This is a genomic window from Actinomadura sp. RB99 (genome assembly GCF_014706005.1).
GTDB lineage: Bacteria > Actinomycetota > Actinomycetes > Streptosporangiales > Streptosporangiaceae > Spirillospora.
Window position 1 is genome coordinate 1 of sequence record NZ_JABMCA010000142.1, and the last position, 10,470, is coordinate 10,470.

The window sequence follows — 10,470 nt, forward strand, 5'->3', positions numbered from 1 at the left end:
GCGGCCGCCTCGCGGGCGGCGGGGTCGCCTCCCCCGGCGATCCAGCCGGCGAGCAGGCCCTCGGTGCGGGCGGCGGGCGCCCCGCCGATGCCGGTGATCTCGCCGGCCGCGTAGACGCCGGGCGCGGTGGTGCGCTGGTCGGCGTCCACCTCGGCGAAGGCGCCGCCGGGCGCGCGGGTGAGCGCGCAGCCGGCCGCGACGGGCAGTTCGAGCTGCGGGCTGAAGCCGTGGGTGACGCACAGCGCGTCCACCGGGACGGTCCGCTCGGTGCCGGGGACGACCGACCAGTCGGGACGCAGCCGCGCCGTGACCGCCTCTTCGACGCGCCCGTCGCCCCGGGCCTCGATCACGGCGCGGCCCGTCCGGTACGGGACGCGGTGCCGGGCCAGCAGCCCCGCGTACTCGGCGAGCTCCCCGGCCTTGCCGGCCTGCGAGGCCAGCTCCCACGGGTGGCGGGCCCAGCCGCGCGCGACGGTCGCGGCGGGGTTGGCCTCCAGCACCTCCGTGACGGTGGCGCCGGCCTCGATCAGCGATGCGGCGACCGGGAGAAGGAACGGTCCAGAACCGGCGATCAGGACGGGGTCGCCGACGATGAGGCGCTCCCCCTTGGCGAGCGCCTGCGCGGCGCCGGCTGTGTAGACGCCGGGCAGCTCCCATCCCGGGAACGGCAGGACGCGGTCGTGGGCGCCGGGCGCGAGGACCAGCGCGTCCGGGCGCAGGACGCGGCGCTCGCGTCCGGCCGCGTCGGCCTCGCCGCGCAGTACGTGGACGATCGGCGCGCCCTCGTCGGGCCGTTCGAGCGACCAGACGGTGCTCTCCGGCCACCAGTCGCAGCGCGGATGCCCGAGGACGCGGTCGCGGAGCCGCTCGAAGCCGCGCCAGCCGTGGTGCAGGCGTCCGGGGCGCGCGGCGGCGAACGCATCGGGGAGCATCCGGTGGTACTGGCCGCCGGGGTGCTCGGACGCGTCGATCAGCGTGACGTCCGCACCGGCGCGCAGCGCGCCCGCCGCGGCACCGAGACCGGCGGGTCCAGCGCCGACGACCACGACGTGACGGCTCATCGGGCGTCCTCACCACGCGACTGGGTGGCAACGGCGTCGCCGTCGTGGGCGCGGCGGCGGCAGGCCCGCACGTCGCGGACGCCGTTGACGGTGACGAGGCAGTCGAAGCAGGCGCCGATCCCGCAGAACACGCCGCGCGGGGCGCCGGACGGCCCGGACCGCCAGGTGCGGCGCCCGGAGGCGAGCAGCACGCCGGCGATCGTCTGCCCGGCGACGCCGTCGACGGGCTCGCCGTCCACGGTGATCCGCAGCGGGACGTCGGGGCGGCGCCCGGCCGCGTCCCCGGCCGCGGGCACGAGTCTCGCGCTCACAGGTTCTCTCCTTCGGACTGGACGGCGGGCCGGTCGGCGCGGAACGGCGCCGCGTCGATCGCGGGCTCGCGGCCGAGCATCAGGTCGCGCAGCACGGCGGCGGTCCCGGCGGACAGCCCGATCCCGGCGCCCTCGTGCCCGGTGGCGTGCCAGAGGCCGTCCAGTTCCGGGTCGGCGCCGATGACCGGCAGATGGTCGGGGACGAACGGGCGGAACCCGCCGTAGGCGCGGATCACCGGCACGTCCGCGAGCATCGGGAACAGCCGGAGCGCCTTGGCGGCGATGACCGACAGCACCTCGGGGCGGAGCCGGTCGTCGAACCCGACGCGGCGGCGCGACGAGCCGAGCAGGATCGTGCCGCCGCGGGTGGCCTCGACGACCGCGGACGCCTGGAGGTCCTCGGCGGCGCTGCCGACGGCGCCGACGTAGTCGGCGTCGTAGACCTTGTGGAAGACGGTCGGCGGCATCGGCGCGGTCACCAGCACCTCGCCGCGCCGGGGCCGCACGTCGAGCCGGACGCCGAGCCTCTTCGCCACCTCCCCCGACCAGGGCCCGGCGGCGTTGACGACCGCGTCGCCCTCGATCGTCCCGGCGGAGGTGCGGACGCCGGTGATCCGGCCGCCGCGGCGGACGGCGCCGAGCACCTCGCGGCCGGTGCGCAGCTCGGCTCCGGCGCGGACGGCGGCGGCCAGCAGGGCGGTCGCGGCGCCGGCGGGCTGCACCTGCGCGTCCTCGGGGTAGCGGACGGCCATCGCGACGTCGCGGGTGAGGTGGGGCTCGGCGGCGGCGAGCGCGGCGGCGTCCATCTCCTCGGCGGTCACCCCGGCCTTGCGCTGGCCCTCGGCGAACTCGGCGAGCGCGCCGGCGCCCTCGGGCGTGGTCGCGACGACGATGCCGCCCTTGGGGTCCCATTCGGCGGCGCCGGCGTTCGGGTCGCCGTCCAGGATCGCGGGCCACAGCTCGCGGGACAGCTTCGCCAGCTCCAGCTCGGGGCCGGGCCCCTTGTCGGAGACCAGGACGTTGCCCTCGCCGTGCGCGGTGGTGCCCGCGGCGGGACCGGACCGGTCGACGACCGTGACCGCGCATCCCGCGAGGGCCAGCTCGCGGGCGCAGGCCGCACCGATCATCCCGGCGCCCAGCACCACGACCCGCGTCATCGACCCTCCCACCATGCACCGTCCAGGGCGTTCGTTAAACCGAACGACCCCGAGAGTATGTCGGTGCGCCGCGCGCTGTCAACGCGCGGATGAGACCGCCGTCACGGCGTCTCGACCAGGTGCGGCGGTTCCGCGGGCGTCGCGTGAAGCCGCTGGTCGGAGCGGTACTGCAGGAGCAGCACGGAGCGGACGGGCCCGCCCAGGGCGGTGTAGGTGTGCGGCAGCCGCGCATCGAAGCTCACGTAGTCGCCGGGCCCGAGCTCCACGTCCCGGTCGTCCACCCGAACGCCGAGCCGGCCCGCCTGCACGATCGTGTGCTCGGTCCCGACATGGCCCAGCGAGTCCTGCCGGGAGTCGGCCCTGACCTGCTGGTCGTACACCTCGAAGATCGCTCCGCCGGACTCGATGCCGCGCAGCGGCCGCAGGTCGACGCCCTCGCCGCGCAGCACCTCGACGTCGGCGCCGCGCACCACGGTCAGCCCGGACGGCTCCTGGTGGTCCAGCAGGTCGGAGATCGGCACCTCCAGGGCGCGCGACAGGCTGAACACCGTCTCGATGGTGGGGTTGCCGGCGCCCGCCTCCAGCTGGGAGAGCGTCGCCTTTCCGATCTTCGACCGGCGCGACAGCTCCGAGAGCGACAGCCCGAGCTCCAGCCGCGCGCGGCGCAGGTTGCCCGCCAGCACGTCCCGCACCGATTCGCCCGGACCGCCCACGTGCCCGCCCCCTTCGCCCGCGGGACGCCGATCGCCCGCGTCCCTTGCGTTCGCTTTAACGAACACGTAGTTTACCGACGGCGCCGCGCGCCGGGCGGATCGGCCCGCTACAGCGCCACGAGCCTGCCCGCCCCGGCGGCGCGGGCGCGGTCCACGATGACGGCGGCGGCCGCGGCGTCCTGCACGCCCAGCCCGACGCTGTTGTAGAAGACCACGTCGCCGGCCGCGTCCCGGCCGGGCGCGAGGCCGGCGGCGATCGGGCCGAGGGCCCGGATCCGGTCCTCGCCGAGCCGGCCGTCGCGCAGGGCCGCCACGATCGGGCCGGCCTGCCGCACGGCGGTGGCCACGTCGTCCACGACGACGGCCGCCGCGCGGGCGAGGAGCGCGCCGTCGACCTCGCTGCGGTCGGGCGCGAACGAGCCGACGCTCAGCACCGTGCAGCCCGGTTCGAGCCACTCGCCGAGGACGACCGGCTCCGCGCTGGTCGTCGCGGTGACGACGATGTCCGCGCCGGCGACGGCGGCGCGGACGTCCCCGGTCCCCTCGACCGGCAGGTCCAGCTCCGCGGCCAGCTCTGCGGCGGCGCCGCACGTCCCGGCGTTGCGGCAGGCCACGGTCACCCGCTCGACCGGACGCACCCGGAGCATGGCCCGCACGTGCGCGCGGCCCTGGACGCCGCAGCCGACCACGGCGAGCCGGGACGCGCCCGGGGCCGCGAGGTGGTCGGCGGCCACCGCGCTCGCCGCGGCCGTCCGCAGGGTCGTGACCGCCTCGCCCTCGATGATCGCGACGGGCCGCCCGTCCACGGGGTCCTGCACGGTCACCAGCGCCGCGACGGTCGGCAGGCCGCGCGCGGCGTTGCCCGGCGTGACGCTGCCGAACTTCGCGACCGCGCCGGTCCCGGGGAGCCGCGACAGGTAGCCGAACGCGACCGCGCCGTCCGGCCCGTCCAGCAGGACCCGCGGCGCGAGCCGCGCCTCGCCCGTGCCGAGCGCCGCGAACGCGGCGCGCTGCGACCCGATCGCGGCCGGCAGGTCGAACACCGCGCGCACGTCGGCGGCGGACAGCAGCAGGACGTCGGCCATGCGGCGATCCTCGCGAGCCGCGCCCCGCGCTGTCGAGCCCGGAAGGGCAAGCGGTGCTTACCGATCACGACATGAGATCGCATGCTTCGTCGTCTCGACGGCCGTCCGTCGACGGATCACGCTTTTGCCAACCCGCCTGACGAGCGAGGGAGCACCGATGACGTCCACGAAACCACGGCGCCGCGGAGCGCGGTCGCACGGGCTCGCGGCGGCCGGCGCCGGGCTGCTGCTGGTCCCGCTCGCCGCCGGCTGCGAGTCGGGCGGCTCCGGCGGATCCGGCGAGGTCAAGATCGGCGTGCCGGCCCCGCTGAGCGGCGACTCCGCGTCCGCCGGCCAGGACATCCTCGCCGCGGCGAAGGTCGCCGCCGACGAGGTCAACAAGGCCGGCGGGGTGAAGGGCAAGAAGATCAAGATCGTCCAGGCGGACGACCAGTGCAGCGCGCAGCAGGGCGCGCAGGCCGCGCAGAAGCTGCTCAACAGCGGCGTGGTCGCGGTCGCCGGCGGCTACTGCTCGGGCGCGGCGGTGCCCGCGATCCCGATCTACGGGCGGCGGAGCGTGCCGTTCGTCATGGACGCCTCCACCAACCCGTCGCTGACCGACAGCGGCAAGGGCAAGGTGTTCCGGACGTGCGGGCGCGACGACAACCAGGGCCTGGTCGCGGCGAAGTTCATGACCGGCCCGCTCGGCGCGAGGCGCGTCGCGCTGCTGCACGACAACACCACCTACGCCAAGGGCCTCGCGGACGCCGCGGCGGCCTCGGTGAAGCAGGCCGGCGGGCAGGTCGTCTACGAGGACGCGCTGCAGCCCGGCCAGTCCGACTACAGCCCGGTCCTGACGAAGGTCGCCTCGACGAGGCCGGACGTGCTGTACTTCACCGGCTACTACGCCGAGGCGGGCCTGCTGATGAAGCAGCGCAAGCAGCTCGGCCTGAGGTTCACGCTGATGGGCGGGGACGCGACGACCGACGCGACCGTCCTGAAGACGGCCGGCTCCGCGGCGGACGGCTACATCGCCACCACCGCGCCGCTCGCCAAGGACCTGCCCGCCGCGTCGGGGTTCGTGTCCGCCTACAAGGCGAAGAACGGCGCCGACCCCGGGCCGTTCTCCGTCTACGAGTACGACGCGGTGAAGGTCCTCGCGAAGGTCATCGGGCAGACCGGGACGAAGGGCGCCGACATCATCAAGGGGCTGCACGGCGTCAGGGACTTCCCCGGCATCACCGGCCCCATCACCTTCGACGCGAAGGGCGACCGGACCGACCCGCTGTACATCACCGTCCACGTGCAGAACGGCGCGTTCACCGCCTACAAGAAGCTCGACAAGAGCGGCGCCTGGGTGGACGCCAAGACCTCATGAGCGCGGCGGCATGAGCGAGTTCGTCCAGTACCTGGTGAACGGCCTGACCATCGGGGCGTTCCTGGCGCTGATCGCGCTCGGCTACTCGATGATCTACGGCGTGGTGCGGCTGATCAACTTCGCGCACGGCGACGTGTTCATGATCGGGGCGTTCGCCGGGTACGGGGTCCTCACCACGCTCGGCGTGACCGGCGGGTCGGCCTGGCCCGCGGTGCTCGCCGCGGTGGTGGCGGGCGCGCTCGCCACCGGCCTGGTCGGCACCGGGATCGCCCGCGCCGCCTACGTCCCGCTGCTGTCCTCGCCCCGGCTGGCGCTGCTGATCTCGGCGATCGGGGTGTCGCTGGCGCTGGAGGAGGGCGTGAAGGACCTGACGCACGCCCGGTTCAAGTCGTACCCCGGGGTGCTGGACGGCGGCCGGATCTTCAGCGGGACCGTCCGCGTCACCTACGGCCAGCTCGCGCTCGTGCTGCTGTCGGTGGCGCTGATGGCGGGGCTGTGGCTGTTCGTCACCCGGACCGTCACCGGCACCGCGATGCGGGCGCTGGCGATGGACCGGGACGCCGCGCGGCTGCAGGGCATCGACGTCGAGCGGCTCATCCTCGTCACGTTCTTCGTCGGCTCCCTGCTCGCGGGCGCCGCCGGCGTCATGTACGGGCTGTACTACGTGCAGATCAGCTTCGGGATGGGGTTCCTGATCGGGCTTCGCGCGTTCACCGCCGCGGTGCTCGGCGGCATCGGGAACCTGCCGGGGACGATGGTCGCGGGCGTGTGCATCGGGCTCGTCCAGTCGTTCGCCGCCGGGTACGTCTCGTCCCGCTGGACCGATGTGATCATCTTCGGGCTGCTGATCGCGGTGCTGGCGCTGCGGCCGACCGGGCTGTTCGGCGAGCGCGTCGTGGAGCGCGCATGAGGGCCGGGAACCCGCCGCGCCGGGACCTGGCGCTCCGGTACGGGGGCTGGCCGCTGCTGGTCGTGCTCGCGCTGGCCGGCGGGCAGGTGATGGACGACTACCAGGTCACCGTCGCCGGGACGATCCTCATCTACGCGATCCTCGGGCTCGGCATCAACATCGTCGTCGGCTATGCCGGGCTGCTGGACCTCGGCTTCGCGGCGTTCTTCGCGATCGGCGCGTACACGTCCGGGCTGCTGATGGTGAAGCTGGACTGGAACTTCTGGCTGACGCTGCCGGCGGCGGTGCTCGCCGCGGCCGCCGCCGGGGTCGTGATCGGGTACCCGACGCTGCGGCTGCGCAGCGACTACCTCGCGATCGTCACCCTCGGCTTCGGCGAGATCATCCGGATCACGGTGGTGAACCTGGACGTCACCGGCGGCCCGAACGGGCTGACCGGGATCCCGCCGGTCTCGGTCGCCGGACGGCAGGTCGTCACGCCCGCCGGCTTCTTCCACCTGGCGCTCGCGTTCTTCGTCGCCGTGCTGGTCCTGACGGGCCTGCTGGCGCGGTCGCGGCTGGCGTACGCGTGGCGGGCGATCCGCTCCGACGACACCGCCGCCGAGGCGGTCGGCGTCCCGTCCCGGCGGGTGAAGCTGCTCGCCTACGTCCTCGGCGCCGCCGTCGGCGCGGTCGCCGGCCCGCTGAACGCGGCGCAGCTCGGCACCGTCGACCCGTCCAGCTTCACGTTCCTGACCTCGCTGATGATCCTGCTCGTGGTCATCATCGGCGGGATGGGCAGCCGGCCCGGCGTGATGATCGGCGCGATCGTCATCGTCGCGCTCCCCGAGGCGCTGCGGACCGTGCAGGAGTACCGGGGGCTGTTCTTCGCGCTGCTGCTCATCGTCATCGTGATCCTGCGGCCGCAGGGCGTGTGGCCGGCCCGGCCGCGCCGGTTCCGGCTGCCCGCGCGGGCGACGGCCGAGGCGCGGCCCGCCCCGGCCGGGCCGGGCGCGCTGCTGGAGGTGGACGGCCTGTCCCGGGAGTTCGGCGGCGTGACGGCCGTCGAGGACCTGCGGCTGCGCGCCGCCGCCGGGCAGGTGGTGAGCGTGATCGGCCCGAACGGGGCGGGCAAGACCACCGCGTTCAACTGCATCACCGGGCTGATCCCGCCGTCGGCGGGCACCGTCGCGCTCGCCGGGCGGCGGGTGCGCGGGCTGTCCCCGCACCGGGTCGCCGCCGCCGGGCTGGCCCGCACGTTCCAGAGCATCCGGCTGTTCGACGAGATGACCGTCGCCGAGAACGTGCTGATCGGCCGGTTCGCCCGCGACCGGGCGCTGCTGCGGCCGCCGCGCCGCGCCGACCTCGACGCGGTCCGCCGCTGCCTGGACTTCGTCGGGCTGGCCGGGGCGGCGGACCGGCCCGCCGGGGGCCTCCCCTACGGCGACCGGCGCCGGCTGGAGATCGCGCGGGCGCTCGCCGCCGAGCCGCGGGTGCTGCTGCTCGACGAGCCCGCCGCGGGCGCCAACCCGACCGAGAAGCGCGCGCTGATGGAGCTGATCGCGCGGATCAGCGGGCTCGGCACCGCCGTCGTGCTGATCGAGCACGACGTCGCGCTCGTCATGTCGATCTCCGACCGGGTGACCGTGCTGGAGCACGGCCGGGCGATCGCGGAGGGCCCGCCCGCCGAGATCCGGGCGGACCCGCGGGTGATCGCCGCGTACCTCGGCGTGCCCGACGACCCGGAGACCGACCTCGTCACGGAGGTGCTGGGGTGACCCTGCTGCGGGTGACGGACCTGCACAGCCGCTACGGGCAGGTGGAGGCGCTGGCCGGGATCTCCTTCGAGGTCGCCGAGGGCGAGATCGTCGCGCTGCTCGGCAGCAACGGCGCGGGCAAGACGACCGCGCTGCGCACCCTCACCGGGCTGCACCGGGCCCGGTCGGGACGGGTCGAGTTCGACGGCCGCGACATCACCCGGCTCGGCGCGCACCGGATCGTCGCCGCCGGGCTCGGGCACGTCCCTGAGGGCCGCCGGGTGTTCCCGGCGCTGACGGTCGCGGAGAACCTGCTGCTCGGCGGCTACCTGCGGCGCCGCGACCGCGCCGCGGTGAGCGCCCGCCGCGAGGAGGTCTACGCCATGTTCCCGCGGCTCGGGGAGCGGCGCGGGCAGCTCGCCGGGCTGCTGTCCGGCGGCGAGCAGCAGATGCTCGCCATCGGCCGCGCGCTGATGCTGCGCCCCCGGCTGCTCGCCCTCGACGAGCCGACGATGGGGCTGGCGCCGCGGACGGCGCAGCAGGTGCTGCGGGTCGTCCGCGAGATCCGGGACCAGGGCGCGACCGTCCTCATCGTCGAGCAGAACGCGCACCAGACGCTCCGCCTCGCCGACCGCGCCTACGTGCTGGAGACGGGCCGCATCGTCCTGGACGGCCCGGCCGCGGACCTCGCGCGCGACGACCGCGTCAAGGCCGCCTACCTCGGCGGCGACCCCGTCATCGAGACCGGCTGAGGCAGCCGCCCGGACGTCCAGCACTGAAACCGATTTCTGTTTCTTCGGACGACCAGATGCCCCGCGATGCGGCGGAGGCCCGGTAGCTGCAGATCAGCGCCTTTTCGCGCGCCTCGCCTATTGACATCGTCCGCGCCCATGCTGCAATCATTCTCTGACAACGGTTTCAGTGATCTGGGCAACAGACGGGAGTCGACGTGGCGACCATCCACGACGTGGCGGCGCGGGCAGGCGTCTCCCCCGCCACCGTCTCGCGGTTCCTGCGGGGACAGCGGGTCAGGTCGGCGGAGGCCATCCGGGCCGCCGTGGATGAGCTGGGCTTCGCGCCGAACATCGCGGCGCAGTCGCTGAAGTCGGGACGCACCCGCACCATCGGCGTCGTCGTCCCCGACATCACCAACCCGTACTTCGCCGCGGTCGTGAAGGGCATGGAGTCCGTCAGCCGCGACCGCGGCTACCGGCTGCTGCTCGCCAACAGCGACGAGAGCGGCGCCCGCGAGGCCGACCTGCTCGCCGACATGGCCCGCCAGGTGGACGGCATCATCCTCGCCCCAGCCACCGAGCACGAGCAGACCCCGGTGCAGCTGCGCGACAGCGGGCTGCCGGTCGTGTTCATCGACCGGGACCTCGCCGACGGGGAGAGCTTCGACGCCGTCCTCGTCGACAACCGCGCGGGCGGCCGGCAGGCCGCCGAGCACCTTCTCGCCCTCGGCCACACCCGCATCGCGATGATCAGCGGCGGCCAGGAGTCCACGCCGGGCCGGTACCGGCGGGACGGGTTCCTGGAGGCCGTGTCCGCCGCCGGCGTCGAGATCCCGCCGGAACTCGACCTGATCGGCGACTTCCGCGAGGAGCGCGCCTACCAGCTCACCCTGTCGCTGCTGTCGCTCGCCGAGCCGCCGACCGCGATCTTCACGGCGAACAACCTCACCACGCTGGGCGCGCTGAAGGCGCTGCACGACATGCGGGTGGACGTCCCCGGGCAGATCAGCCTCATCGGCTTCGACGACCTGGACACCGGGCCGCTGCTGCGGCCGCCGCTGACCGTCGTCGACCGCCCGATGACCGAGCAGGGCGTCCTCGCCATGCGGCTGCTGCTGCACCGCTTCGACGACAGCCAGACCCGCGACCTCCCCCGGCGCATCGTCATGGACATAAAGATCATCGAGCGGGCCTCGACGGCCCCGCCCCGGACCCCCAGGAAGGCGGGCAGGACCCGATGACCGTGACCGAGTTGCAGGGATTCCTGCACGGCCTGCCCGCTGTGGACCAGGTCGGGGCGGAGGAGCGGGCGGCGCGGCTGGCGACCCGGTCGATCAAGACGTCGGCGAAGGCCGAGGCGATCGATCTGGCGATCTCGATGGTGGATTTGACCACGTTGGAGGGTG

At 74.7% G+C, this 10,470-nt stretch carries 10 protein-coding genes and 1 pseudogene; 6 read left to right on the forward strand and 5 right to left on the reverse strand.

Annotated features, from left to right (window positions below; translation table 11 throughout):
• The 5 genes from amrb99_RS48665 to amrb99_RS48685 all read right to left on the reverse strand — a co-directional run.
• A partial coding sequence (locus amrb99_RS48665) for an FAD/NAD(P)-binding oxidoreductase (protein WP_190868908.1) occupies positions 1 to 1,061 on the reverse strand: 1,061 nt, incomplete at its 3' end.
• Entirely contained in the window at positions 1,058 to 1,372 is a 315-nt protein-coding gene (locus tag amrb99_RS50420; protein WP_190868909.1) for a 2Fe-2S iron-sulfur cluster-binding protein, read from the reverse strand. The genes amrb99_RS48665 and amrb99_RS50420, both read right to left, overlap by 4 nt.
• Complete coding sequence (locus amrb99_RS50425) at positions 1,369 to 2,529, reverse strand: FAD-binding oxidoreductase (protein WP_206700407.1); 1,161 nt, start codon at positions 2,527 to 2,529, stop codon at positions 1,369 to 1,371. The genes amrb99_RS50420 and amrb99_RS50425 overlap by 4 nt, the downstream gene beginning before the upstream one ends.
• 101 nt (positions 2,530 to 2,630) lie before the next feature.
• Complete coding sequence (locus tag amrb99_RS48680) at positions 2,631 to 3,242, reverse strand: helix-turn-helix domain-containing protein (RefSeq protein ID WP_190868911.1); 612 nt, start codon at positions 3,240 to 3,242, stop codon at positions 2,631 to 2,633.
• 107 nt (positions 3,243 to 3,349) lie between these two features.
• Entirely contained in the window at positions 3,350 to 4,327 is a 978-nt protein-coding gene (locus amrb99_RS48685) for an ornithine cyclodeaminase family protein (protein ID WP_190868912.1), read from the reverse strand.
• Between the two features lie 157 nt (positions 4,328 to 4,484).
• Here amrb99_RS48685 and amrb99_RS48690 point away from each other — a divergent pair, with 157 nt between their 5' ends.
• The 6 genes and pseudogenes from amrb99_RS48690 to amrb99_RS52160 all read left to right on the forward strand — a co-directional run.
• Entirely contained in the window at positions 4,485 to 5,684 is a 1,200-nt protein-coding gene (locus amrb99_RS48690) for a branched-chain amino acid ABC transporter substrate-binding protein (protein ID WP_190868913.1), read from the forward strand.
• A gap of 10 nt (positions 5,685 to 5,694) precedes the next feature.
• Entirely contained in the window at positions 5,695 to 6,594 is a 900-nt protein-coding gene (locus tag amrb99_RS48695; protein ID WP_190868914.1) for a branched-chain amino acid ABC transporter permease, read from the forward strand.
• On the forward strand, positions 6,591 to 8,351 hold the full coding sequence (locus amrb99_RS53605; RefSeq protein ID WP_190868915.1) for a branched-chain amino acid ABC transporter ATP-binding protein/permease: 1,761 nt from the start codon (positions 6,591 to 6,593) through the stop codon (positions 8,349 to 8,351). The genes amrb99_RS48695 and amrb99_RS53605 overlap by 4 nt, the downstream gene beginning before the upstream one ends.
• A 2-nt stretch (positions 8,352 to 8,353) precedes the next feature.
• Positions 8,354 to 9,082 carry an ABC transporter ATP-binding protein gene (locus tag amrb99_RS48705; protein WP_194737868.1) on the forward strand — a complete coding sequence of 243 codons (729 nt, stop codon included), beginning with the start codon at positions 8,354 to 8,356 and terminating at the stop codon, positions 9,080 to 9,082.
• A gap of 197 nt (positions 9,083 to 9,279) precedes the next feature.
• A complete protein-coding gene (locus amrb99_RS48710) occupies positions 9,280 to 10,305 on the forward strand; it encodes a LacI family DNA-binding transcriptional regulator (protein ID WP_190868917.1) in 1,026 nt (341 codons plus the stop codon).
• Positions 10,302 to 10,470, forward strand: a pseudogene (locus tag amrb99_RS52160) (deoxyribose-phosphate aldolase); the annotation flags it as partial. The gene amrb99_RS48710 and the pseudogene amrb99_RS52160, both read left to right, overlap by 4 nt.

Excerpts from the sequence above, each read along its gene's own strand:
- amrb99_RS50425 (WP_206700407.1), bottom strand. The coding sequence starts at position 2,529 with ATGACGCGGGTCGTGGTGCTGGGCGCCGGGATGATCGGTGCGGCCTGC.
- amrb99_RS48685 (WP_190868912.1), bottom strand. The coding sequence starts at position 4,327 with ATGGCCGACGTCCTGCTGCTGTCCGCCGCCGACGTGCGCGCGGTGTTC.
- amrb99_RS48690 (WP_190868913.1), top strand. The coding sequence starts at position 4,485 with ATGACGTCCACGAAACCACGGCGCCGCGGAGCGCGGTCGCACGGGCTC.
- amrb99_RS48695 (WP_190868914.1), top strand. The coding sequence starts at position 5,695 with ATGAGCGAGTTCGTCCAGTACCTGGTGAACGGCCTGACCATCGGGGCG.
- amrb99_RS53605 (WP_190868915.1), top strand. The coding sequence starts at position 6,591 with ATGAGGGCCGGGAACCCGCCGCGCCGGGACCTGGCGCTCCGGTACGGG.